The 24,697-nt window shown below is 68.8% G+C and carries 18 protein-coding genes and 1 pseudogene; 6 read left to right on the top strand and 13 right to left on the bottom strand.

Annotation, left to right across the window (positions count from 1 at the left end; translation table 11 throughout):
• Nucleotides 1-74: 74 nt before the first annotated feature.
• The 3 genes and pseudogenes from IPG50_19700 to IPG50_19690 form a co-directional block, all read right to left on the bottom strand.
• Nucleotides 75-2,143 (bottom strand): annotated as a pseudogene (locus IPG50_19700) (UvrD-helicase domain-containing protein).
• 252 nt (nucleotides 2,144-2,395) lie between these two features.
• Nucleotides 2,396-4,189, bottom strand: coding sequence for a hypothetical protein (locus IPG50_19695; protein MBK6694407.1), 1,794 nt, complete (start codon nucleotides 4,187-4,189; stop codon nucleotides 2,396-2,398).
• Nucleotides 4,186-6,054 (bottom strand): hypothetical protein, encoded by a 1,869-nt coding sequence (locus tag IPG50_19690; protein MBK6694406.1) that lies wholly within the window; start codon nucleotides 6,052-6,054, stop codon nucleotides 4,186-4,188. Before IPG50_19690 ends, IPG50_19695 begins: the two co-directional genes overlap by 4 nt.
• A 147-nt stretch (nucleotides 6,055-6,201) precedes the next feature.
• Here IPG50_19690 and IPG50_19685 point away from each other — a divergent pair, with 147 nt between their 5' ends.
• Together IPG50_19685 and IPG50_19680 are read left to right on the top strand one after the other, a co-directional pair.
• Nucleotides 6,202-8,187, top strand: coding sequence for a hypothetical protein (locus IPG50_19685; protein ID MBK6694405.1), 1,986 nt, complete (start codon nucleotides 6,202-6,204; stop codon nucleotides 8,185-8,187).
• Nucleotides 8,188-8,307: 120 nt separating this feature from the next.
• Complete coding sequence (locus tag IPG50_19680) at nucleotides 8,308-8,892, top strand: hypothetical protein (GenBank protein MBK6694404.1); 585 nt, start codon at nucleotides 8,308-8,310, stop codon at nucleotides 8,890-8,892.
• 10 nt (nucleotides 8,893-8,902) lie between these two features.
• Here the strand turns inward: IPG50_19680 and IPG50_19675 are convergent, their stop codons facing one another.
• From IPG50_19675 to IPG50_19630, 10 genes are all read right to left on the bottom strand, one after another.
• Entirely contained in the window at nucleotides 8,903-10,237 is a 1,335-nt protein-coding gene (locus IPG50_19675; protein MBK6694403.1) for a hypothetical protein, read from the bottom strand.
• Nucleotides 10,238-10,336: 99 nt separating this feature from the next.
• Complete coding sequence (locus tag IPG50_19670; GenBank protein ID MBK6694402.1) at nucleotides 10,337-11,368, bottom strand: hypothetical protein; 1,032 nt, start codon at nucleotides 11,366-11,368, stop codon at nucleotides 10,337-10,339.
• A gap of 85 nt (nucleotides 11,369-11,453) precedes the next feature.
• Nucleotides 11,454-12,524: a 2OG-Fe(II) oxygenase gene (locus tag IPG50_19665; protein ID MBK6694401.1), complete on the bottom strand. Its 1,071-nt coding sequence runs from the start codon at nucleotides 12,522-12,524 to the stop codon at nucleotides 11,454-11,456.
• A complete protein-coding gene (locus IPG50_19660; protein ID MBK6694400.1) occupies nucleotides 12,521-13,327 on the bottom strand; it encodes a class I SAM-dependent methyltransferase in 807 nt (268 codons plus the stop codon). The genes IPG50_19665 and IPG50_19660 overlap by 4 nt, the downstream gene beginning before the upstream one ends.
• Nucleotides 13,324-13,545: a hypothetical protein gene (locus tag IPG50_19655; GenBank protein MBK6694399.1), complete on the bottom strand. Its 222-nt coding sequence runs from the start codon at nucleotides 13,543-13,545 to the stop codon at nucleotides 13,324-13,326. Before IPG50_19655 ends, IPG50_19660 begins: the two co-directional genes overlap by 4 nt.
• A complete protein-coding gene (locus IPG50_19650) occupies nucleotides 13,542-14,327 on the bottom strand; it encodes an arginase family protein (GenBank protein ID MBK6694398.1) in 786 nt (261 codons plus the stop codon). The genes IPG50_19655 and IPG50_19650 overlap by 4 nt, the downstream gene beginning before the upstream one ends.
• Entirely contained in the window at nucleotides 14,324-15,700 is a 1,377-nt protein-coding gene (locus tag IPG50_19645) for a radical SAM protein (GenBank protein ID MBK6694397.1), read from the bottom strand. The genes IPG50_19650 and IPG50_19645 overlap by 4 nt, the downstream gene beginning before the upstream one ends.
• Complete coding sequence (locus IPG50_19640) at nucleotides 15,697-16,470, bottom strand: class I SAM-dependent methyltransferase (GenBank protein MBK6694396.1); 774 nt, start codon at nucleotides 16,468-16,470, stop codon at nucleotides 15,697-15,699. Before IPG50_19640 ends, IPG50_19645 begins: the two co-directional genes overlap by 4 nt.
• A gap of 77 nt (nucleotides 16,471-16,547) precedes the next feature.
• The gene (locus tag IPG50_19635) at nucleotides 16,548-16,709 is read right to left on the bottom strand and encodes a hypothetical protein (GenBank protein MBK6694395.1); all 162 of its coding nucleotides are present in this window, start codon (nucleotides 16,707-16,709) and stop codon (nucleotides 16,548-16,550) included.
• 572 nt (nucleotides 16,710-17,281) lie between these two features.
• Nucleotides 17,282-18,448: an aminotransferase class V-fold PLP-dependent enzyme gene (locus tag IPG50_19630; protein MBK6694394.1), complete on the bottom strand. Its 1,167-nt coding sequence runs from the start codon at nucleotides 18,446-18,448 to the stop codon at nucleotides 17,282-17,284.
• Between the two features lie 168 nt (nucleotides 18,449-18,616).
• Between IPG50_19630 and IPG50_19625 the strand changes: the two genes are divergently transcribed.
• From IPG50_19625 to IPG50_19610, 4 genes are all read left to right on the top strand, one after another.
• The gene (locus tag IPG50_19625; protein ID MBK6694393.1) at nucleotides 18,617-20,455 is read left to right on the top strand and encodes a hypothetical protein; all 1,839 of its coding nucleotides are present in this window, start codon (nucleotides 18,617-18,619) and stop codon (nucleotides 20,453-20,455) included.
• A gap of 76 nt (nucleotides 20,456-20,531) precedes the next feature.
• Nucleotides 20,532-22,190, top strand: a complete 1,659-nt coding sequence (locus tag IPG50_19620; GenBank protein ID MBK6694392.1) for a hypothetical protein — start codon at nucleotides 20,532-20,534, stop codon at nucleotides 22,188-22,190.
• A gap of 107 nt (nucleotides 22,191-22,297) precedes the next feature.
• On the top strand, nucleotides 22,298-23,395 hold the full coding sequence (gene dnaJ, locus IPG50_19615) for a molecular chaperone DnaJ (protein ID MBK6694391.1): 1,098 nt from the start codon (nucleotides 22,298-22,300) through the stop codon (nucleotides 23,393-23,395).
• On the top strand, nucleotides 23,395-24,690 hold the full coding sequence (locus tag IPG50_19610) for a FliI/YscN family ATPase (protein ID MBK6694390.1): 1,296 nt from the start codon (nucleotides 23,395-23,397) through the stop codon (nucleotides 24,688-24,690). The genes dnaJ and IPG50_19610 overlap by 1 nt, the downstream gene beginning before the upstream one ends.
• Nucleotides 24,691-24,697: the final 7 nt, after the last annotated feature.

The raw sequence follows: 24,697 nt of genomic DNA, 5'->3' as shown, positions 1-24,697 counted from the left end.
CGAAGGTAGCAGAGGCCCGCGCGCCGCGGGAAACGTCGGCGTGGCAGAGCCAACACCAGAACGTCGGCCGCGCGCTACTTCCCGAGCGCGTCGAGCGCCGCCAACAGCGCGTTGGCCTGCGCAGCCATCTGCGTGACGTCCATCGCTGGCTGATCGCGAATCTCGAACTCGACGAGCTCCGCGGCAGGAATGTCCTGCAGAAAGCGGCTCGGGGTCCGCGGCAGCGGCTTGCCGCGCATCATCCGGTGCTTGCAGCGCGTCAAGATGAGCTCGCTGCGCGCTCGCGTCACGCCCACGTAGAAGAGGCGGCGCTCTTCCTCCACGTCCGACGGCGCTTGCACGCCGGGCCCGGCGGGAGCGCTCGCGTCGTTGGCGCGCGGATCGAGGGTGCGTTGGTGCGGGAGGTAGCCCTCTTCGCAGCCAACGAGGTAGACGACGTCGAACTCGAGGCCCTTCGAGCCGTGGAGCGTCGAGAGCGTGACCATATCGCCGTCGTTTTCGTCTTCCGCCTCGTCATCGAACTTCAGCGTGAGCGCGTGGACGAATGCGGCCAGGTCGTCGACGGGATCTTTGCCCCGTTCGCCTTCGCGGGTGTCGCGCCTGGTGAAGGTGCCGAGCAAGCTCTCGACGTTGCCCCACCGGCGCGCTGCCGCGTCGGTCGTCGGTGAGCTGGCGTCGATGTCGCGCCTGAGGCCGATGCGCGTCGTGAGCTCCCGCGTCGCTTCGGCGACGCTCGCGCGCTCGACGAGGAGGCGCCGCCTCAGATCGCCGACGACGCGCTCCAAGTCTTTGCAGCCGGCGCGAGCCGCGTCGGAGATGCCGTCGATGCCGTCGACGCGCTCGACGGCTTGCCACAAGGACCAACCGCGCGCCGTCGCTTGAAGCGCGAGCCGCTCGAGGCTCGTCTCACCGACGCCGCGGGCCGGCGTGTTGATGACGCGCCGCAGACTGATCTCGTCGGTTCGGTTCAGCGCGAGCTTCAAGTACGAGAGGACATCCTTGACCTCTTTGCGCTCGAAGAACTGTTGTCCGCCGACGAGCCGGTAGGGGACGCCTTCGCTGCGGAGCTGCTCTTCGAGGAGCTTGGCTTGCCCGTTGGAGCGGTAGAGCACGGCGGCCTGCTTCGGCCGCATGCCCTCGTCGCGGATCTTTCGCTTGAGCTCGCGCACCACGTACGCGGCCTCGGCGTCGGGCGATGGCGCGGCGCCGAGCAAGACCTTCGTGTTGCTGTCCTTGTCAGTGAACAGGACCTTGCGATGCCGCACGTCGACGCGCTTCGCGATGACCGCGTTGGCCACCGAGATGATGGGCTTCACGGAGCGATAGTTCTGTTCGAGCTTCACCACCGTGGCGCCGGCGAAGTGCTCTTCGAAGTCGAGGATGTTGCGGACGTCGGCGCCGCGCCACGCGTAGATCGACTGGTCGTCGTCGCCGACGACGCAGATGTTCTTGTGGCCTTGCGCGAGGAGCCGCAAAAGCTCGAGCTGCGCGCGGTTCGTGTCTTGGTACTCGTCGACGAGCAAGAAGTGAAACCGCTCCTGCCATCGTTTCAAGACGTCGGGCCGCTCTTTCCAGACGCGCGCCACCTCGCACACGAGATCGTCGAAGTCGTAGGCCGAGAAGGCGCGAAGAGCCGCCTGGTAGCGCGGATAGACGATCTTGGTGATCTCCTCGTAGGGATCGTCCGAGTCGGGCAAGTCCTCCGGCGCCTGGAAGGCGTTCTTGGCGTTGGAGATGCGCGCCATGATCGCCGGCACGTCGAAGCGGCGGCCGCCGTCGATGGTGCGCATGACCTCCTTAAGCGCGGCGAGGCAGTCGCCCTGATCGAAGATCGTGAAGGGCTGCTTCGCTTTTCGCCGCTCTTCGCCGAGGACCATGAGGCCGAAGGAGTGAAAGGTGGAGATGGTCATGGGCCGGGCGCCGAGGCTGGTCGCCCCGCCGCGGCGGCTCGCAGGCGCCTTGCCCTTTCGAGGCGCACCCTTGCCGAGCGCGTGGGAGATGCGCTCCGCCATCTCGCCGGCGGCCTTGTTGGTGAACGTGAGCGCGCAAATCGCGCCCTCCGGAACGCCTCGCTCGACGAGCCGCACGATGCGCTGCGTGATGACGCGCGTTTTCCTGAGCCAGCGCCCGCGAGGACGAGCAAGGGGCCGAATTGGTGTTCGACGGCCTGCTTCTGGGCGGGGTTGAGGGGGAAGCTCATACGAACTCTGGCGAAGGCGGTCTCTGGGGCGATTGTCTAAAGAGCACGGCTGCACCGGCGGCGGAAGATTGACAGGCGAAGACACAGCCTTCGTCACAACTTTTTGTGGGACACGGAGGCGCGGAGCGGCCGTCAGCCCTGTGGAAAACTCGGCGCCCGAGCAGGTGACAGGCGGGCTCTAGCGGGAGGCGGGCACTACCGGGAGGGTGGCTCGGCCTTGCAGTCGCGCGCCGCCAAGAGGAGCGCGCTTCTGTCCTTCTCGCCGTCCTTGTCGCCGCCTTTGGCGCGGCGCTCCAAGACCTGGCGGATGGCGCGAAGGCCCGCGACATCGCGGGTCTCGCATGCGCGCTTCGCGAGCGCGCCGATGGTCTTGGCGGCGTCAACGCCGCGCTTGGCGATGAAGCTATCGAGGCGCGGCGCAAGGACGTCAAACGGCGCCGCGACGCCTTTGAGCGCCGGCCAGAGCTGCGGCGAGAGCTCCACGCTGCGGGGGCCCTCGTCGAGGAAGCGCGCAAAGAGGCCCGCGTCGATGGGGCCGAACTCGGCGCCGAGGCGAGCGAAGGCTTCGTCGTCGCGTCCGCTCGCCGCGTAGTCCTCAAGGAGGATGCGGAGCAGGAGGGGCCGCAAGTCGGGCCGTCGCGGCCACAGGCGTGTGGCTTCGTGACGCAACGTCGTGCGCCTTTGGTCGCGCAAGCGGTAGTCGTCGAGATCGAGCACCATGCGCATGGACTCCGCGTGGAGCGCGCCGCCTCGTCGCTCGAGGGCGCTCAGCAAGATCGGCATGCGCTCTCGGGCGTTCGCCAACGCGGCCACGAGGAACTCCCGTCGCTTGGCGCGAACGAGCGCGTCGACGAGACGCTCGGCGTGGGCCTCCGTCGCGAGGAAGAACTCGTAGACGCTCGAGCAACTCCGGTTGCGCTCGAGCTTGCCGTCGCGCCCCTCGATGTGCACGCAGAGGGCCTGATCGAAGGCGTCGAAGTCACCTTCGTCGCGCGGCGCTGCTTCCGTGAAGAACCGCAGCGCGAGCGTGACGCGATCGAGTTCGGGCAGGAGCGTACAAGGGTCTGAGGTACAGACTTCGTCGCGCGGCGTGCGCCCCAGGAGCGCTTCGTAGAGCCCGCGTCGCTCGTCTTTGGGCATCTTGAAGAAGCGCTCGTCGACCCATCCCGCGTAGGCGTAGCGGAGCTCACGAAACGCCGGCGCCTGACGCTCCCTGTGGAGCACGAAGCCTACGTCGCGCGCGAGGTTCTTCTCCACCTCGGCGTGCACCGGTGTGCCGCGCGCGCGCTTCTCGAAGCGCACGAGCAAGAGGAGCCTCCCGGCGCGGGCTTCTTCGCCGGCCTCTTTGGACTGCGCCCGCGTGCGGACTTTGGGTCGCGACAAGAGCAGCCGCAGGTACGCTTCAAGTTCGTCGTCTGAAAGGCTCGTCTCGGTTCGCTTCGCGAAGCGTCGCTCCAGATCGCGTGCGAGGGCGCCATCGATGGCGGCGTCGAGGGCGTAGCGGCTCGGAAGCCACCCGTGGTGCGATGCCTCGCGCATCGTGAAGAGCAGCGTGCCGGTCTCGTCGTCGAAGCTCGCATCGGCGTGCTCCTCGGCGGCGCGGTACTTCGCGGCGACGCGGACGAGCTTTCGCCTCACGAACTCGAGAGCGAGGCCGTCTTGGCGGAGGTCTGAGAAGTAGCGCGCGAGGCCCTCAAGGGCGCTCGCCGTTTGCGTCTCGAGGCCCGATGCGGACCTCGGCGTGAGGGCCGCGTCGACGTCGACGCGGACGGCATGACCGAGGGCCTTCTCTAGCGCGGCTCCTGCGGCGGCGGTCCGCGCTTGCTCGGGCGCGATGCCGAGGCGCTCTTCGCCGTCGTCCCGGATGACGCGCACCTCGGTGCGAAGGCGAATCTCTCCGCCGGCGGGGCTCGCACCGGCGCACGCCACGAGCGAGAGCGCGCCGGCGACGACGCACGCGCCGCAAGCGAAACGCAAGCGCGCGCTCACGGGCCACGCCCTCGCCGCCGCCGCGCGACCTCGTCGGGGCGCATGCGCCGGATGCATGTGCCCTCGCGTGTCTCGGCACACGGCGGATCGCAGGTCTTTGGATCAAAAGAGCGCGTCACGTCGTCGAGGGCGCGTCCGGGCTTTGCCTTGGAGTTCTCCGTCAGGGTCACGGCGAGCGCCCGAAGATCGTCCTCGGCCTCGTCGTCGCAGAGTCGATGCCGAAGTTGGGAGAGCGCGGCATGCGGATCCTGCATGCGGAACTGACGCACGCGCGGGTCGTCGAGGAACGTAGCCAAGTAGGGACGAAGCAGGTTCGCGCGCGAGAAGTCCTTCGCGAAGGCGGGCCAGACGATGTGGGAGAGAGAGAGGGCGCGATAGCCAAGGTCGAGGTACGCCTTCGCGTCGACCGCCGAGGCGCCGCCGCCGACGCTCCGAGCGAACTCGTCGAAATCGATGCGGCGATTTCCGTACGGATCGAGGTGCGCCAAGAGGTAGAGCACGGTGCCTCGCGCGCCGGGGCGCGCCGCCCAGAGTCGCTTCGCCTCCGCGAGCCAAAGCTCAAGCGTGAGGCCGTGGGCGTGTTCTTCGGCGACGGTGCGGAGCGCGGCGCGCAGCAGCGGCGGAGCGCCTTCGACGGCACGCGTGAGAGTCACGAGCTTCTTCTCGCCGCCGCCGTAGTTCGAAAACCCCGCGCTCACGAACACATGCTCGACCAGAATCGGATCGTTTCGCGTGGCGAGCCGCGCGCCGAAGGCAGTCGTGGTGGCGTCGTTCGCCAACGCGAGGCGGACGATGCCGCCGTCGCACCGCGGGGCCAGGCTTCGGTTGTCGCGTTCGTCTTTCGGGTGCGGGCAGACCACGCGCTCAAAGTCGGCGGCGATGGGCCTTCCGCTTGAGGGAAGCGGATGGCCGGCTTTGGCCCACGCGTCGACGACGCGTGTGGCGAGGCGCATCGAGGGCTCCGCGAGGCGCGCGTTCTTGACGCCCAGTCCGAGGAGGATCTCGACGGCGCGCGCCCGCCACATCTCTGGGAAGGTGTCGAAGCTCCGCTCCAGCCACGCCGCCACGTCGTCGGTTGCGGTGGGGCTCTCGAGCTGCCCATACGCAAGATCGCGAAGGACGTGGTCGACGAGGAAGCGCCTTAACTGCTCCGCGTGCTCCGGTGCCAGTCCAAGCCCGTCCAAGCGAATCGCCGGCCCGATGCGAGCCAAGACCTCGCTCTTTCCGCCGCCGATTCCTGTCGTGAGCCAACGCACGAACCCTGCGCGCTTCTCTTTCGGTACGGCGGCTGGATCCATGGTCGCGAAGCGGCGCGCTTCTTCTGCCTGGGCGTCTCGCTGAATCAGATGCAGCGCTTCGCCCACGGGGAGCAGGTCGCCGCCCTTCTGCGTCTTGGTGATGATCACACTGCCGTCCTCGCCGAAGCGCCGCGAAGGGCCGCGGGCGCCGGGATCGTAACGAACCACGATGCGCGAGAGCTTGCGGCGGGCCGCGTCGTAGGCGCTTGGGTCTTGCATCTGCCAACGCGTAAGCTCGGTGGCCATTGTCTCGAAGGCGCGCGTGAGGGCGTGATCAAGCGAAGACGCGTGGTCGGTGGCGATGGCGGCGTCGAGGTCGAAGTCGAGCCGATGGCCGAGCAGCTCACGAACCTCTTTGGCGGCCGCGGAGAGGCGCGCGCTCGGTCCCTCGAGCGGTGAGCGGTCGTTGGGCGGATCGAGGTGAACCACCACGTCTTGAACGATGGTCGTGGAGGAGCGCGCGCTTGGGCCGCTCGCGCCGCAGCCGCCCGCCGCCGCGGCCATCAAGAGCGCGCATGCGAGCGCGCTGCGCCAGCCGCCGTTCCCCGCGTGTCGATCGCTACGCATGGCCTTCGCAGTGTGGCACAGCGGTAGGGAGTTCGACGACGGGGAGCGAGTGGTTCTTCATGCGCTCTGGCGCGGTCCCGAAAAATCCGCCCGACACCCCCTCGGAGATCGCCGCACGTCGCGAAGTCGCCGTATTCTTCGGCACCCATGAAGGCCTTCGCGTCGCGCGCTCTCGTCACGTCTTCCGTCGCCCTCTCCTTTGCGTGTGCCTCCTGCGGTGGAGAGCCGCCGCCGCCACCCGCGGCGCCCGTCGCGCCGGTTGCGCGTCCACTCGAGACAAGCGCGGTCGACACAAGCGCCGTCAAAGAGCCAGCGAACGTCGTCGTCATCGCGCGCGTCGGCCGCCCCACGGCGACCTTGAAGACGCTCTCCGAGTGGCTCGGCACGCCGTCGCCCAAGCCGGGCAAGCTCGGCGAGCTGCTCGCCGACATGGACATCGGCGACATCGTGGATGTCGCGCACCCGCTCGACCTCGTCCTGACGGTGGAGGGCAAGGCCATGAGCCCCAAACCTTCGTGGGCCGTGTCGGCGGCGCTCAAGCCGGGCGCGGACGCGGAGACGCAGCTCCGCGAGCACTTCGTCCTGACCCCCGGCGCCGGTGGCGTCGTGCGGCTCGACCTCAAGAAGGACTCGGAAGAGGACACCGATCGACGATGCGCCATCTACCCGGCCTATGGCGCGGCCGCATCGCGGCTCGTGTGCAGCGATTCGGAGGCGGCGCTCCGCGAGCTCGCTCCGTATCTCACGCGGACTCGCACGCGCCTCGCCGTAGCCAAAGATCTTGAGGTCGAGGTGCGCGGCGCGCCCCTCCGCGGCATTCTCTCGGAGGGACGTCAGCTCTATCCGGCGCTCGCGTCGGGCTTCTTGGGCGGCGCACGCGGCGGTGTGCCCGGCCTCTCGGCCATCGTGACGGAGGCCGTCGGCGACGTCATCGATCTTGGCGGCGACATCGAGCGCATCAACCTCGAAGCCTCGCTCAGCGACGCCGGCGCCGACGCCTCGCTGCGCGTCGCGTTCTCCGGCTCCACGTCGCTCTCGGGCCGCATCCTTACGGCCGGCTCCGACAAAGCGGGGCCGCCGCCGGCGGCCTTCCTCAAGCTGCCCGCTGATGTCGACGCCGCGTTTTTTGGTCGCGGTTGGGACGAGCGCGATCTCGCTCGACCCAAGGAGATCCTCTTCCAGTTCGCGCGCGGCCTCTTGGACAAGCAGGGCATTCCCTCGGCTGACGCCCAGGCGCTCGAGCGCGCCGTGAACGGCTACCTGTCGCTCGGCTCGCGCGGATGGGTCTCGGCGACGGGCACCGATTGGGACGGCGTGGTCACCGCCATCACGAAGCTCGAGGCGACGCGCGGGGGCAAGAGCCTTGCTGCCGCCGTGGAGGCGGAGACCAAAGCGCTCGAGAAGCTGCGCGGTTGGTCCGTATGGGGCGTCGAGCTTCCCGCGGCCGAGGTGCAGACGATGGCGAAGGACATCGTCACGGCTTACAACCGGCCGACGCTCCAGAAGGCGGTGCGCACGCAGGTCAAAGACGCGGTGCCGCTCCCGACCCTCAAGGTGGTGGCGGTGCCCGCCGCGGCCAAGCTCCCGAAGGACTCGCTGCACATCGAGCTAGCGATCACGCGACTCATCGATGAGCCCACGCCGGTGCCATCGCGGAGGGGCGACCAGCCGGCACCGAAGTCGAAGGCGAAGCCGAAGCTCGCCAAGCCGCTCAAGGTGCACGGCTTCGTGGTGCCCGACGGCGAGCGCACGTGGCTCGCGTGGGGACTCGAAGAGGCGCTCGTGACGGCGCGGCTTCGCGCCATCGTCAGCGGCGAGGGTCCCACGCTCGCGCAGCGGCCGGGCCTCGACTCGCTTCGCGCGGCTCAGCTCAGCGGCGGCGGGTTCTTCGGCGCGCGCGCCTTCGCGAAGCCGAGCTCGGGCCTGATGTCCATCCTTCAGTCGGCGGGCACGGTGCACTTCCCCGACGTCGAGGAGCTCCCGACGGGCGACTGGGGCAAGATGCCCTTGTGGCTCGGCGTGCGGGGTGAAGGCACAGGAGATCGGCGCGCCACCACGCTCACCGTGAAGGTACCGCGTCAGACGATCTCGGACCTCGCGTCGCGCGGTGCGCGCTTGGGGCGGATGTTCTGAAGGCGGGGTCCCTCGACGCCCGCGCGCTGAGAGGTACGGTTGTCCGCAATTTTCAGCACTTAGGGCCATGGGTGCTTTCGGGCGCTTGGAATATTCGGCCGGCGCCTTCGTATAACGAGGATGGGCGCGTTACAGGTCGACGAGCATCACGTTTCGAGTGAGGCGCGCGGGCCGGCGCCATCGGGCGTTTGCCTGGTGTTTCAGCCTCAAGAGGGTGCCATCGGCAACCTCGCGGAACAGCAGTGCTCGCTCAGCGAGCGCATCGGGGCCGCGTGGTCGCAGCTCGAGCGACGCTCCTACGATCCTTCCGCCAGCGCGGCGCTCAAGACCGTTGGCGAGCGACTCTCCGACATCGCCGACGTCCGCGAGTCGCTCGACGACGTCATCGCGAGCCTGTGGCTGGCGGATGCGCAGCCGAGGGTTCGCTCTGCGCTCGTCATGTACCTCGAGGGCGTGCAGCGCTGGACGCTGGCCGTCGCCGAGGCACTCGATTCGCTCGCCGTCGACCTCCTGAACTTGAGCGTCGATTGGTCGAGGCTTCGTGCCGACCTCGCCCTCGCGAAAGCCGAATGGCCGACCGAGCTCACCTCCGAGCTTGCGGCTGATGTCGATCGCTTGGGCGACGACGAGATCAGCGCGACGCTCGACGAGCTCCGCTTCGCGTTGCACTTGCTCGACGAGAATCTCACGCAACGCTTCGGCTGAACGCGACGCGTCAGCGGGGTCGAAGGGCTAGCGCGAGGAACGCCGCGAACGTCGTCAAGACGGCTAGCACGTCGCGAGCTTCGAGCCCGCCATCGCTCGCGCGAACGGTTAGCTCGATAAGCTCGTCGACGGCGTGCTCACCGCCACCGTTCAGGCGGGCGACGAGTCGATCGAGCCCCGGCGATGCCGCGAGCATCAGGCGGTTGCCGTTGATGTAGCAGGCGCGCCCGCCCTCCTTCTCTCGCACGAGGATGGGAAACCGGGCGTCGGAGAGCAGCACGTCGCCTGGTCTGATCACGACGTCATCGCGCCGCTCGATCGCCCCATCGAACATCAGGTTGGAGTCTTGCCGATCGAGTTCGTCCTGCACTTGCCCTTCGAGGTCGCGGCTCCGCAGCGCGTCTGCGTACGCCTGCGCCATCGCCTTCCAGTGAGCGAGTCGACGGGCGCTCGTCCTTGGGCTGCCATCTGCCACCGGGGTCGTCCGTTCGGTGAAGGGCGGTTGGCGGGCAAGAATCTTCGCCGCAAGCGCCATCGGGTCGTCGTTGGCCTCGATCCCGAGCGTGACCGCAGCGTTGAGGTCACCCTGCCCATCGACGATGTGCCAGTAGGACGGGGGCCAATACGTGACGTCGCCGACGCCCGCGATGAGTCGTATCGGCGGCTCGTCGTCGGGGACGCGCTTTCGGAAGGGGGTGTTGCGCACGGTCTCCAGATCGCTGTCGGAATGCCCCAAGCCCAGGTGCGTGGCGATGCCGGCGTACGGCCAGAGCCGCGTCCGCTTCTCACCCATGACGGGGAATGTGAGGATGTGAGCCTGATCCTTGTGCACGCCGAACGGCGTGGAGTCGTAAGGGCCGATGAACGACTCGACGCCGACGCGTCCCATCGCCGCACCCACGCGCTGGAAGAGCGCGAAGACCATTTCACGCGACGCGCGCCAGAGGTCGTGGGCGTAGGGGTGGAGTGTATTCAGGAATGCGCCCCACTGGCGTGAGCCGAGTTCACGCTCCAGGCGGGCCGCGTAGGCGCCGAAGCTCCCGTCACGCTCGGTCGGGAGCCACGCGGCGTGATCCTCGAGCACCTGCGCATTCGAGCCGTCACCGTAGAAGCTCACGCGAGCGCGCTTCTTGCCCGGGCGATGGCGCTCACGTGACGCGAGGTGCCGAGCGGACGCCGTCACGAAGACGTCGAAGAGGCCTTGCTCTGAGATCACGGGAGCGGCGAGCACCTTCTTGAACACCACGGGACGGCGACCCCAGTAGTCGCGGACCAGCGTGTCCCAAAACGCCTCCGTCAAGCCTTGCCCCTCGAAGTCGAACACTTCCACCGCTCGCTCGCTCATTGACATCGTCCTCTCCTGCAGCCCGAGCTCGCGCGCCGCCCTCTCCGCGGTCCCGCTGCCGGGCACGCAGCGCCGTGATGGTCCGTGGTGGCGCTGAGGTCAGCTGAAGAGCTGGAGCGGCCGACCGGCGCAATGGCGAACGAAGGTCTGGAGCGAGACGCGCGCTCCGCGGACGAAGCCGCGAACGGCGTGCGGTCGGCCCGTGTTCAAGATGATGAGGTCACCGGCCCGAGGCCGAAGCGTAGTCGGCGTTGGCAACAGGGCGTGAAGTTTGCGCTGAACTCGGTCGCGGTAGGGCCCGTCGAACGAGTGCTGGAGTAAGTAGGCGACGACAGCGACGAGACTTTGGACGTGCTCCGGCTGCTTCATCGCAAGGGGGAAGATGTTGAGCTCGCCGCCCTCGGCAGGAACCTTGAGGTAGGCGTTGGCGCTGAAGCAGCCCCGGCCCGCGTCGAGCAGCATCGACGAGTCGGTGTGGACTATGCCTTCTAGCCTCGAGAGTCCATCGAGCAAGCCTTCGGGTCTCATCACCCGCGCGAGCCCGACCAACATCTTTCGGCGGTAGGGGTTGTCGCTGCTGACGTTGGCGCCGGCGGGCCATAACTCGTCGAGCTCGAGCCGCAGCTTGTCCACCGGCGCCAAGCCAGGAGCGCACGCGCTTCGCAAGGCGCGCACCGATGGCAGCGCGTCGTGGAAGTAGGCCATGGCGCGCTCGGGCGACCACGAAAGGGCGTTCACAGGGATGCCCGCCCCGTAGGAGGTGTCAGTGCCGCCCCACGTCTTGAGTTCCCGCTCGTTGAGCCAGCGCGTGAGCGCCTTGCACGTGCGCGTATCGATGAACCCCGGCACGCGTAGCGCACACGTGCGATTCGCGAACAAGTCTTCGAGCGCGCCGGTAGTCAGCTCACGCTCCGTCGCAACCGGCGCGCCGTCGGACTCGAGGCGAACGTCGATGGCCTCGAGCTGCTCAAGCACCTCGGGAACACTCTTTCTTGCGCGGACCGGCCGATCCTCACGCGTCGCTCGCTGTCGGTCGAACTCAAGGCGAAGCTCTGCGTCGCTCATCGGCGCGAGCGAATCGCCCTCGAGCGTCAACGTGGTGCGGTGCGCGTGCATCGATGTGTCGACCATGGCGTTCTCCAGCAGAAGGGGACCGATTGGGCAGTCGTCCGGCGACGTGCCGCAAGAGCCGCGCGGCACCAGGTTTGCTCATCCCTCAAAGCGCCGTGATTCCGTCGGCGAGTTCGATGGCCGCGGCACCGTAGGCGTGCGGCGTGATCCCCGCCGCGTTCGCACGCGAGTGTTTTCGGTGTGTCTTGTCGATCGGCGGAGGCGGCGAGCGGTTGCACCACCACATGTTGAGCGTGAGGCGTTTCTTGTGGGCCAGCGGCGAGACTGGGATGACCATGTGCACGGCCGCGCGCGACACGTTGAAGAGCGTGAGGGTATTGAATCGCGGCTCGATCAAGGTGCCGTTAGGCGCCCAGAAGAGGCCACCGCCCCACTCGGGATTCCAGTCCTTGCTCAAGTTCAGGACCGCCACGACGCTCCTGTGAGACTGCGCGTCGTCGTGCGGGTGCGTGTAGTCGCCGGGGCGGTACCAGCTCGAGCTAAACTCCAGATGCCCGCTGCAGTCGCGCCCCGAGAGGCGCTCCATCATCGCCTTGGTGCTTGGCGCGCGCGCCAACGACCGCACCGCCAGCGCGGCTGGCGGGAGGTGGCGCTCCAAGTCTAGGCTGCGGAAGCGAAAGTGGCTGATCTGATCGAACTCCTCGACGACCTGCCACCTCACGTCATCTCGGTAGAGTTCATCGTGAAGCTGGTCCGCGACTGCGGGACGCAGCGCGTTGGGAATGACTATCGCGCGGCCTGCGGCGAGGTGCTCCGCGATCCCCGCGAAGGCCCCGGAAGCGTCGAACACGTCACGGCGGAAGAGGTCGGCGAACTTCTTGCCGTCGACTTCGGTGTCCTCCGGGATCGGTGCCATGTGTGCGGCCGGTGCCGGGACCACGAGCTCGCGGTCGTGCAACATGCCTACGATCGCCAGGACATCGTCGTACGAATAACCCGGGGTGCGCCGCTGAGCCTCGGCGACGGTGAGCGGCTCGGCGAAGAGCATCAGCACATCGAACGCTTCGCGAGGCACCAGGAGTTTCTTGGTCGTGTGCACCTCAACCATCCCATCCCCGAGGAAGCGGTAGAGAGGCGTCGACGCGAGTGCGTAACGCATCTCGTGGACTGGTTCGGCGTGGGTGCTTGACTTCGCCATCGCGTTTGCCGTGCTCATTCCAACGTGCTCCTCGCGGCCACGGGGGCCGTCTTCTTCAGGATCACCACGAGTCGCCACGCCGCCGGTTCGTCCAGGGCCGTGTCCTCGCGTAGCGCGCCGCGCACCGCTTCGACCGTGAAGCACCCCGACGCCGCCGCGAAACGCTCGATCTCCTCGACTCGGAAGATGCGCTCATCCGCCTCGTCTTCGATCTCCAGCACCGCTCCGGTGGGCGAGCGGAAGTTCATCCGCGCGACGCAGGTCGAGATCGAGCCGCGTGTGGAGCCAGTGGACCACGAGACGTCGATCACGCCGGCAGGGCGGGAGACCGTCCACGACTCCTGGACGGTCGACCGGCCCTCGAGCCCGGAAGGGTGCGGCAGCTCGATGACGTACATGCCGTCCGCGACGAGTGCCGCACCGACGGCACGGAGGTGCGCCACGAAACGCTCGTCGCTGAGGATGTAGGTCGCCGAACTGAGCATGTTCGCAGCCAGGTCCACGCGCGGCGTTCTGGCGAACGCGACCATGTCGCCGAGCGTGTAGTCGAGCGAGACGCCTCGCTCCGCGGCGCGAAGGAGCGCCAAGTTGCGCATGCTCGGCGACAGGTCCAGGGCCGCCACGTCGATGCCGCGCGCTCCCAGCTCGATGGCATGACGCGCCGGGCCGGCGGCGAGTTCCAAGAAGGACCGAAGCGGCCGACCACGGCGCGAGACGAACGCGTCCTCGAGGAACCTGACCTCGGCCGCAAAATCGCGGAAGTCGAACGCGAGCTCGTAGAGGTGCGCGGCGTCGTAGATGGCGCGATGGGGAGGAATCACGAGGCTTCTCCCGGTGTGCAGAGGACGCCGCTCGCGACGAGGCCATCGGCGATCTCCGCTTCCGCGTGCAAGAGCCCGATGGCCTCCCCTCGTTGCACGCGCTCGACGAGCCCGATCGCGCGCTCGTCGAGCGCGAAGGTGCGTGTCCCTACCATGACGATCGCTCCCCGGTGGTGACGGTCGATCAACAAGTCTGGCGCCACGCGAAACGTGCTCATGCGAGCCATCGTGCAACCTCAACGAGCATGGGCCGGAGGACGGCGAGCCCGCTCGCGTCGTGATCGCGGAGCGCGTTGTACTCCACGACGTCCATCGCCACCGGCTGCCGGCCAAGGACGCCTCTCACGAGGGCCAGGAGCTCGTCGCCGGATATCCCGCCTGGCACCGGGTCCGAAACGGCGCGCAGCGTCCTGGGGTCGACGACATCGACGTCTACGCTGAAGTAGAAGGGAGCACCTCCCACGAAGTCACCGATGCGGTCCAGAGCGGCATCGACACCCCGTTCGCGCACGTCGTCGGCCGAGAGGATCTGGCACGCCGAGTCGGCCCGGTCGAGCTCGTGCCTGGCGCCGACGACCAGCGTCGGGATCTCGAGCTCGCGCGTGGCGAAGTGGAACAAGCTCCAGTGGTTCAGCACTGGGTGGGGGTACGCGTCGTGGTGCGCGTCGAGCACGACGAGCTTGAGGCCCGGGTGACGCTTCACCATCACCTCCAGGACCGGAAAGGTGACGAGGTGCTCACCGCCAAGGAGCAGTCGGCAGTTGCCGGCTTCGGCCGCCGCGCGAACTTTGCGACACACCATCGCCGAGTTTTTCGTGACTTCGCGGACGATGACGGGAGACTCGAAGTAGGTGGCGAGTCGTGACGAGGCTTCGCCCGGGGCGTCCAGCATCGCGCCGGAGCACTCGCGGAGGGCCGTCAAGAGACGGAGCGCACCGAGCGCGATTCCGGCGACCCGCGAGGTCCCCTCGAAGGCTGCCACGTGGATCGGGCTTGTCATGCGACCACCCGCAGCGAGCGGCGCGGGGCCGTCGGAACGTCCCACTGGGGCCTCCGCGCCGGCATCTTGCCCTGCGCGCGGAGCGCTTCGTATTCGTCCAGCATCGCGCGATAGCCGGGGCCTTCGTTCTTGTGAATGTTGCAGTTGAGCTCGTCGGGAGAGTCGACCCGGCCATGAAGGAGGTACGCGTTGCTGCGGCATCCTCCAGCGCAACGCTTGCCACTCGGGCACGCCGTGGCGTTCTCGCATTGCACTCCCCGGTAGCGCTCGAAAGTGGGAAAGCGCTCCCACGCGTCTTCGAGCGACATCGTCTGAAGATCGGCCTGTACGAAGTCGGGCGACTCGGCCTCCGTCATCGTTGGGCACAGCGCCGCGCGCCCATCGTGCTTCAAGAACAGGTAGCTCGACCCGACGCCGCAGCTCGGCTCGACTGACGACGCGTCGTCTTCTCGTCCGATGGCGTCGCACGCCTTCCCGGCCACCGGCCCGTGCCGGACCAGGCGGCGAATGATTTCGTAGTACTTCGCGCTCGCGATCGCGAGCGGCCGCTCCGATGAGCATCCGCGACCGGCGGGAATGACTCGATCGAGGCCCACCTCCACGTCGAGGTCGTCGCGGAAGAAGGCGACCATCTCGTCCACTTCGTGGACATTCCGGGTGCTGAGACAAACGGCTACTCGAACGCGGACCCCGGCGGCCTTCAGCGCGCGAATCCCGTTTACAGCGCGATCGAAGGCGCCGGGCTTTCCCCGCAGCTCGTCGTGGAGCGCCGGCGTCCGAGCGTCCAGCGACACCTGCGCCCAGCGGACGCCCGCCGCGAAGATCTGCTCCGCCTTCTCCGGCGTGACCAGCGTTCCGTTGCTGTAGAGGCCCGGGATCATCCCCCGCTCCGAGATGGCGCGCAGGATCTCCATGATGTCACGGCGTACCAGCGGCTCGCCGCCCGTGACGTCGAAGTGCACAACGCCGAGCTCGGCCGCCTGGCGGACGACGTCGAGCACGAACTCGGTCGGCATGCCCTGCGATGCGCGAGGCGACGACGAGCAATAGCAGTGCGCGCACTCCAGATTGCAGACGAGGTTGACCTCGTACTGGAGTCGCTTGAGGTGATGTCGCCGGCGGATGCGACGGAGCACGGGGTCGGTGGCCTGTACCCGCTCGGTCAACCAACCAGCGGCCTTGGCGCCAAGCAGAAATTGCTCAAATTCTGGGTCGTCCTGCCACGATGTGTCGCTGCCGACGAGGAGCTCGAAGGCGTCGCCGTTGAGCACCGACGCCGACCGTTTGCCCGCGCGATCGAGGACGTACGCTCGGTCGTTCGCCTCGTTCATCAAGTAGTGGAACGCGTCTGACAATCGAAGTCGCGTGTTCATTCGGGGCCTCCGAGACGGTCCAGGGCAACGTAGAAGCGACCGTCGCCAACGGGCGGCGCCGCGAGGCATCCGTTGGTGCGATGGGCTCGCACGCGGAAGCCAGCGGCCTCCGCCGCGCGAGTGAGCGTATCGAGCGACCACACCCGCTGCGGCTGGTCAGACGTGACCTCGTTGGTCGTTCCGTCGACGTTCTCGACGACGATGCGCGCTCGCTCGAGCGAGAGCGGGGGCGTGACGGCGACGAGCGACCATGTCGCTCGAACCACGCAGTCGTCGTAGCGAACCGTCCAGCGTGCGCCCGCGCCGTGTGCCTTGTGGCCCATCGTTAGCCCCAGGTCGATCACGTACGTCGCGCCGCTCCGGAGCCGGGCGTGCATCTCGCGAAAGTGCGCGGCCACGTCGTCTTCGTCGAGGATGTATCGGAACGAGTTCGTGAAGGTAAATGCGGCGGCGTAGGTCCGGTCGCCGAGTGAGCGCGTCATGTCCGCGTTGACGTAGCGCGCTCGTGGGTGCGGTCGGCTTCGCGCGATCGCGAGCATCCCGTCGTTGATGTCGGAGCCGTCGACGTCGAAGCCACGCTCCGCGAGCGCGAGAGCGTAGCGGCCGGTGCCGCACGCGGGGAGGAGAAGTGGCCCGTCCGCGGAGCGGACGTTCGCGATCGCGAGAACGACGTCGAGCTCGCGGCTCACGTCCCACGCAAAGGCGAGATCGTAGGCCCGCGCGTCGCAGAAAATCTCGTCTGCACTCCAACGTTCCGAGGTTCGGCTCATGGTCGCCTTGCTCCTTGCCTGCTCGAACGGATGGAGCGCCGGGCCTCGCGTGCGATCGCCCGGCGCTCCGTCACGCGTCAGGCTTCCTTGCAGCGGTAGGCGACGATCCCGCCATCGACGTCCGAAAGGGAAGACTCGCCGAGCTCGATGATCACGGGGACCTTCTTCTCGACCTTCTTCTGCTTCTCCGTGCTCTTCTCGTCTTGGACCGTGTCGTTTGGCTTGATCTTCTCGTTCATTGTCATGCTCCATGTTGAGCGAGCAGAGCCTGGCTCTGCGCGCTGCGGGAATGCACGAGGGGTGCACGAGCTGCGCCAAGGCGCGACTCGTCGCCGAATGACCGCAGCGCGGGCGACACGGACGTGAAAGGTTCGAATTGGCCCCGTCGGGGACGGAGCGTCAGATTGCGGTGGGCAACGGTTTGCCGGCTACGTCTTGAAACTACCAGTGGGTCGGGCTCAGGCTCGGGGGCGCCGGGGGCCAGATCACGGCACTGGAGTATCTCGCGCTCCCCGCGCACCGTTTCTGGCACGAAGGTCCGCGCCGGCTGGGTCGCTTCGCTTCCCTTGGCGGTCTTGAACGCAGGCGTGGCCTGTGCGGCGATGTTCGTGAGCGACGGCGGTACCAACGATCTCCCGAGCAGGCTGCTGGGCGGACTTTCGCGAGGAGGTTTGCCTGCTCGACGCCGAAGGACGCGCGACGGAGCTGCGGCGCGCGCGCTGAGCCTCCCCGGTGGTTCGCCCACTCATCCTTCACCGATGCGGCGCGGCTGCCCACCGAGAAGTGGCGACGCTTCGCGCCATTGAGGTCGCTACCCACACGCGCGCATGCGCTCGATGAGCGCTAAGACGTCTTCGTCATCGTGGTAGAGGCCGAAGCCGATGCGCAGGCGATCGCCGCGAACGTCGGTGACGACGCCCGCCGCGAGGAGCTTGTCGTAGTGCGCCTTCGCGCGTGGCGTCTCGAACGACAGGAAGTGTGCGCGCTGCTTGTGGTCCAGGGAGCTCGTCAGATCGCGCGACGAAATCGGAAGGGCCGCCGCGTCGAGCGCTTCGATGAAGCGCTCTTCGAGGTGGCGCACGTGGGCGTCGATGACCTCGACGCTGAGGCCCTCGCGCTCGAGCCAATCCATGACGGCCACGAAGCGGTAAAGCGCGGTCGGATCGAACGTCGCTCCCAGAAAGCGGCCGCCACCGGGCGCGTAGTCCACGCCGCCGCCAGCGCTCGCGAGCGCACCGAAGGCGGCGAACCACCCCGTGTTTCGCGGCCGCTCCGCGTAGCCGGGTGGAGCATGCAAGAAGCACACGCCTTCGCCGCTCATGGCGTACTTGTACCCGCCGGCCACGTAGAAGATGCGCGGCGCTAGCTCACGCAGCGACGTCGGGAGGGCCATGAACGCGTGGTAGCCATCGATGACCACGACGGTCTTGTCGTCCCGCACCGACGAGACGATGCGCTCGAGCGGCTCTGTCACGTGCCCTGAGTCGAAGAACACGTGGCTCAAGAAGATGAGGTCGAACGGCTGGCTGCTCGCAGCCTCCGCAAAGCGCGCCACGAAGGTCTGCGGCTCGCGCACCGGCACGCGCGTGACCGCAAGGTCGCCGCTCTCTTCCAGGCGCCGCGCTTGCCTTGAGAACGAGTGAAACTCGCTGTCGGTCGTGAGGACGCGCGGCTTCGGTGCGTCGAGCGACGACAGGAGTCGCACCACGAGCTCGTGCGTGCTCGGCGCGAAGGCGACGGTGGCCGCGTCGGGGAGGTCGAGGACGCGAGCCACGTGCGCTTGCGCGCGCGGCCAGAGCTTGCCAAAGATGACGTCCCACTTCTGATCGACGTGCGTGGCGGCGTCGAGCCACGCCTGCGCCTGCGCGTCGAAGCTGACGTCGGGCCAGAGGTGATGGCTGTGCGCCGCGAAGTGGAGGCGAGGGCCTCCGGCATCGAGAAAGCGGCGGAAGAAGCGCTTGTAACTCGCTCGCGGCATCGCCGTCAGCCTACACGCGCGCGCAAACGGCCCCGAAATTTGGCCGCGACGGCGCGGGTGGGTAGATGTGGGTGCGTGCGGATCGGGTTCGTTTCCATCGCGCTTTTTTGCCTCGGGCTGGCGGGAACGGCTACGGCCGCGCCGAAACCCGGTCGCCCCGCTTCACCGGTGTCGGCTCCCGCCGCCGGACCGGCCGCGCCCATCGTCTTGGCGACGACGCTTCACATCAGCTCCTACGACGTGAAGGTCCACGTCGCCGCGGAGGCCGTCGCGTCCATCGAGCACACGCTGGGCCTCCGGGTGAGCGGCGGCGCGCTTCGTTCGTTGGAGTTTAAGGGCGCAGCGCAGAACGCCGAGTCGATCCTCGACGCCGCTGGAAACGCCGCCGCCTTTCAGGCGGAGGACGGCCGCGTCATTGGCGCGCGGGTCGTCGCCAAAGACGACGGGACGCTCCGCCTCGAGCCGCTGGAAGAGAAGGGGCTTAAACGTGGAAGTTACACGCTTCGATTCGCGCTTAGGACGGACCTCGCGAAGGGCGACGCGCTCGAAAAGGACGGCGTCCTCTATCGGCTCGGCTGGACGAGCCCGCCGATGTCGGAGGGGGTCGACGGCATGCGCGTCGTCTTCGATCTGCCGGCGGCGCCAACGGAGCCGCGCGTGGCCGAGGGGCGCGGGGAAGTCACCGACGGCCAGCCGGCCGTTGGGTCGATGATGCACACGCTACGCCGCACCGCGACGCGCGACGAAGTCGAGCTCGTGCGGCCGCGCGTCGCGAGGGGTGAAGCCGCCCGCTGGGAGATTCGCGTCGATCCGCGTGCGCTGCCGGGGGCTCGTCGTGGGAGCGCGCCTTCGGCCGGTGCTGTCGGAGGGCATGCGCCGCCCGCCGCGGCGAACGCCGCATCGAGCGAGTCGTCGCGCGCGGAGCTGCTGCCCTGCGCGGTGGCCCTCTTGGTCTTTGCCCTCGCCTGGCTCCGCAACCGAGCCCGCGCCGCTGGCCAGGCCACGACGCAGCGCCTCTTGCTCCTCCCGTGGTCGTCGCCGCGGGCTGCGAAGATCGTCCACACCGTCCAACCGTTCCTGGTCGCGGGCGGCTCGGGGGTCGCGACCGGTCTCTCGCAATCGGGGCACGCGGCCTCTGCGGCTCTCGTGGTTGCCGCGAGCGCGCTCTTGCTCGTGCGCGCGCCGGCGGAGGCGCCGACGGTGCGCGGAGGCGCCGACTGGTTGCCGCTTCGCTCTCGCGAGGCGCTGCCGGAGCCGACGCGGTCGCTCTTCGAAGCGAGCTCGCTTCGCGGCGTGGCGGCGCTCCTCGTGACGCTCCTCATGTTGACGCTCCTGGTCGTCGCTTCCGCGCGCGGTGAGGCGCCGATGATGGCGATTGGCGATCCGTTGCCCGTGGCGCTCGTCGTCGCGACGATGATTGCGGCCCTTTGGGTTCCCGATCCGGTCGCTTGGGAAAGGCTCCGCATTCTCGCGCGCAAGCTCCGCAGCCGAGGCCTCAAGATCGTTCCCTTCGGGCGCGTCCCGAAGGGCGGCTCTCGCGCCGATGAGCTCCGGCTGCGCGTCGTCCTGGGCAGCCCGATGCCGGGGCTCTTGGCCCTCGAGCTCGCGGAGCGCGATGGCGCCGTGGAACTCTTGGTACGCGTCCGCGAAGACTCGGCGGCTGCCCGCAAGCTCGCTTTCGCCGTTCACCGAGGCGCCGCGTCGCCGGCGGCCTCCCCGGAACGCGCCTCGGAGCCGCTCCCGCTCGTCGCGTCCATAGGCCGCGTCGAGGAGCAACGCGTCCTCATCTTCGCGCCCGAGACGCCGTCGCTCGGCGCGGCCTGCGCCCTCGCCGGCCACCTGACGGAGCTGCTCGCAGAGCGGCGCGAAGGCCTGGAAACTGCGCAGCGGCAGGTCGCGAGCGGCGAAGCGGCGTCGTTGCCCCAGGAGCGGCGCGGCCTTTTGCGCTTTGGATGGGGCGCGCCCGCGGATGCCAGCCCGCCGCCGACGGCGCCCGCCGTGGCCTGACGAAACCGCGCGGATTGCGATAGGCTGCCTCTCCCGCCAGGCGCCAGGCGCCAGGCTTCGGCCGCGGAACCCTGCGATGAACGAGAAGCGCCAAAGGCAACACGCCACCCTGTCCGCCTACCTCGAGCCGCTCGCTCTACGGAGGCGCGTCGCTGTCGTGGGCCCGGGCGCCGCGGCGCTCGCCGACGTGCTCCTCGAGGCCGGGGCACGCGCCGCTCACGCGTACGAGGACGGCCCCGATGCGGCGGCCGACGACGTCGTTGTGCACCCCATGAGCGAGCTCACCTCGGCCTTGGGGGGCACGTCGCGGCAAGGCGTGATCGAGCTGGTGATTGTGCCCGACGTCAGCGCCTTCGCCGATCTCGACGACGGCATGATGGCGGTGCGGCGCCTCGTGGGGCCTACGGGGCTCGGGGTCTTTGGTGCGAGCGCCGACGGTGCCGTCGGGTATTACGAATTTTATGACGCGGTTCTCGCCCAGTGGCCCGACGTCCGCATGGTGGGGCAGGTCCCGTTCCGCGGGGATGCGCTTGCCGTGCTGGGCGAGGAGGACGCCGCCGCGGACGTCACCGTCGACACGCAGCTCGCCGGCGAGGTCCCCCCCACATTCTTTCTCGCCGTCGGCGGACCGGCGGTCCTCAGGCCCTACGTCATCGTCCAGCGTCGCGACGACGAAGACGTCGCCGTTGAGGCTGCGCCGGCGCGCGACACGGCGCAACAGGAGCGCGCCGCCGCGGCGGCTCGCGAGCGCGCCGCGGAGACCGATCACCACCGGGCGGAGCTCGCCACCGCGCGACTGCGCGCCGAGGTCCTCGAGAGTCAGCTCGACGAAGAGCGCCAGCGCTCGAGCCTCGCCGAGGGCGCGCAGCGGCGCGCGGAGCAAGAGCTCTCGCGGCGCACCGACGCGCTTCAGAAGGCCGAAGCCGCGCTCGCCGGCGCCGATGAAGAGCGGCGCCAGCTCGCCTCCCGGGGCCGCGAAGTGGAGCGAGCGCTCGCCGAGCAGACGGACAAGTTTCGCGCCGCCGCGGCCCAGCTCGCCGAGCTCGAACCGGCCCTCGCGCGGCTCGCGGAGATCGAGTCGCTCTCGGTTCGCGCCGAGCAGTCGACCATGGTCGCCGAGGCGCTCGACGCCGAGCTCGCCATCGCGACCGAGGTCCACGGTCTCGAACTGGAGGCGCTTGAAGAGGCGCTCCGAGAGCGGGGTCGCGCCGTTCACGCGCTCGAGACCGAGCTCTTGCGGCGTGATCGCATGGTGAAAGAGCTGCTCCTGCGCTTCGAGACGCTTCAGCACGGCGAACCTCGCGTTCCGTCGTCGGCAGGCCCGGCGACGGTGGTGTCTCCGGTCGCCACCGGCAGCAACGCGCCCTCGGCGATGGCACAAGAAGAGCGGGCTCGCCTCCACGCGACCCTCGAGGCCCTGTCGCTCGATGCGGCGCGTCGCGAAGGCGAGCTGCAAGCGCTCCGCTGGCGCATCGACGAGCTTTCTCTCGCGAACGCACAAGCGTCGCAGCAGGCGCCGCAGCCTTCGCCCGAGACGACGCCATCTTTGGGCACAGCCGAGGGCGCAGCCGCGACGCCGCCCGCCACGAGCGCAAACGACGAGCTGGGGCGCCTCCGGGACGAGCTCGAGATGTTGCGCCAGGCGTTCCGGCAAGAGCACGAGGCGCGCGTTCGCGCCGAGGGGGCCCTCGCCGAGCGGTCCGCTCCCGCAAAGTCCGATGAGCTAGGCCGTTGACACGGGCCGCGGCAACCTTACCTTGGCGCCCACGCCAAGCTGCCGGTTGGGGACGTTGACCGTCCTACCGTCTCTCCGATTCCACGGATTCAGGGCACCAGGAACGCATGTCGGACAAGCCGAACTCCTACGAGGTCCTCGGTGTCACGCAATCGGCCTCGGCCGACGAGGTGCGGCGCGCCTACAAGAAGGAGGCGCTCAAGCATCACCCGGACCGAAACCCCGGCAACGCCGCCGCGGAGGCCCAGTTCAAGCTCGTCAACGAGGCCTACCAGGTCCTCTCGGACCCCGAGAAGAAGGAGATCTTCGATCGCTTCGGCCACGAAGGTCTCGAGGGCCGCGGCGGCTTCAGTAACGCCGGTGACGTGTTCTCGCACATGCAGGACCTCTTCTCCGAGATGTTCTCGGGGGGCGGCTTCGGGGGCTTCGGTGGCGTCCGCCGCGGCGCCGACATCCGCGTGCAGCAGCGGCTCACGCTCAGTGAGGCCGCCTTCGGCTGCAAGCGCGAGGTCACGGTCCAAACTCCAGCCCGCTGCGACGAGTGCAGCGGCTCCGGCGCCGCCGCCGGCTCAAAGCCCGAACAATGCAGTCAATGCCGCGGCACCGGGCAAATCTCCAACGCCCGCGGCTTCGTCATGTTCACGGCGCCGTGCCCGCGATGCCAAGGCCGCGGCCAAACGATTCGCAACGCGTGCAAGCCATGCGGCGGCGAGGGCGTCGTGGCCAAGCCGCACACGGTGGTGGTCGGCTTCCCCGCCGGCATCGACAGCGGCCAACGGCTCCGCGTGCAAGGGCAAGGCATCGCAGCGCAAGGCGGCGGGCCACCGGGCGATCTCTACGTCGAGGTAGAGGTCGAAGACGATCCGCGCTTCGAGCGCGACGGCGTCGACGTCATCAGCCGCGTTCAAGTGAGCTTCTGCGACGCCGCCATGGGCGCCAAGCTGCGGGTCCCGGCGCTGCGCGCCGAAGACGGTGACGGCGGCCAACATGAGATCGCGCTGCCGGCAGGGACGCAGCCGGGGTCGGTCTTCACGCTCAAAGGGCAGGGGATTCCCCGCCTCGACGGGCGAGGCCGCGGAGCCTTCATGGTGGCCATTCAGGTCGAGGTGCCGCAGAAGCTCTCCGCCAAGGCCAAGGAGCTCCTCGCCGAGCTGCAAGCGGAGCTCGAAGGCACCCCACGAAAGAAGGCCTCGGCCGGCGGCTGATGGATCGCGAGGCGCTCTCCGCGTTGCTTCGCTCGACGCCGAGCGTCGCCGTCACCGGCCGCGTCCAAGCGGTCACGGGCCTCGCGGTGCGGTTCACGCTGCCCGGTGCTCGTATCGGCGACGTGGTGCTCATCAAGCGCCGCGGCGAGCCACTCTCGTGTCAGGTCGTCGGCTTCTCCGGCGGCGAAGCCGTGGCGATGCCGCTCGGCGATCTCGCCGGCGTCGGCCCCGACGACGAAGTGGTGGCCACGGGAGGCCCGCTCTCGGTCGTCGTCGGCGGCGCCCTTTTGGGCCGCGTCGTCGACGGCCTCGGCCGCCCCATTGACGGCGGTCCGCCCATCAGCGGCCGTTCCGTCAGCGTCGAGCGCGCACCGCCGGCGGCCCTTGAGCGTCCTCCCATCGCGGCGTCGCTCGCCACCGGGGTTCGCGTCCTCGATGCGCTTACCACCTTCGGCGAAGGCCAACGCATCGGCCTCTTCGCCGGCTCCGGCGTGGGCAAGAGCACGCTCCTCGGCGCCATCGCGCGCGGCGCCGAAGCCGATGTCGTGGTCGTCGGTCTCATCGGCGAGCGCGGCCGCGAGGTCGTCGATTTCCTCGAAACGGCGCTCGGCCAAGACGGCCTTCGTCGGAGCGTCGTGGTGGTCGCCACCAGCGACGCGCCGGCGCTCGAGCGACTACGCGCCGCCGAGGTGGCGACGGCCATCGCTGAGTCGTTCCGCGACGAAGGCAAGCGGGTCCTCTTGCTCGTCGACTCGATCACGCGCTACGCGCGCGCGCAGCGCGAGATCGGCCTCGCCGCCGGTGAGCCGCCGACGCGGCGCGGCTATCCGCCGAGCGTCTTCGCGATGCTGCCGCGCCTCCTCGAGCGCTCCGGTCGCGCCGCCAGGGGCTCCATCACAGCCATCTACACCGTGCTCGTCGAAGGCGGCGATCTCGACGAGCCCATCGCCGACGAAGTGCGCGGCATTCTCGACGGCCACGTCGTGCTCGATCGAGCCCTCGCGGGTCGCGGTCGCTACCCTGCCGTCGACGCGCTTCAGTCGCTCTCCCGCGTGATGGATACGGTCGTGTCGCCAGAGCATCGTGACGCCGCACGCAAGCTCCGGACGCTTCTCGGAGCCTACGAGACCAAGCGCGACCTCATCACCCTCGGCGCGTACGCCAAGGGAAGCGACCGACTCGTCGACGACGCGCTGTCACGGATGCCCCGAATCGAAGCGTTTCTCGCGCAAGACCCCCGCCAGACGGCGGCGCTGGCGACGACCGTCGACGCCCTCACGCGGCTCGTCGGCTAGAGCCCTC

It is taken from the genome of Myxococcales bacterium, assembly GCA_016703425.1.
Classification (GTDB): domain Bacteria; phylum Myxococcota_A; class Polyangia; order Polyangiales; family Polyangiaceae; genus JADJCA01.
This window is presented reverse-complemented; position numbering and strand designations above follow the sequence as displayed.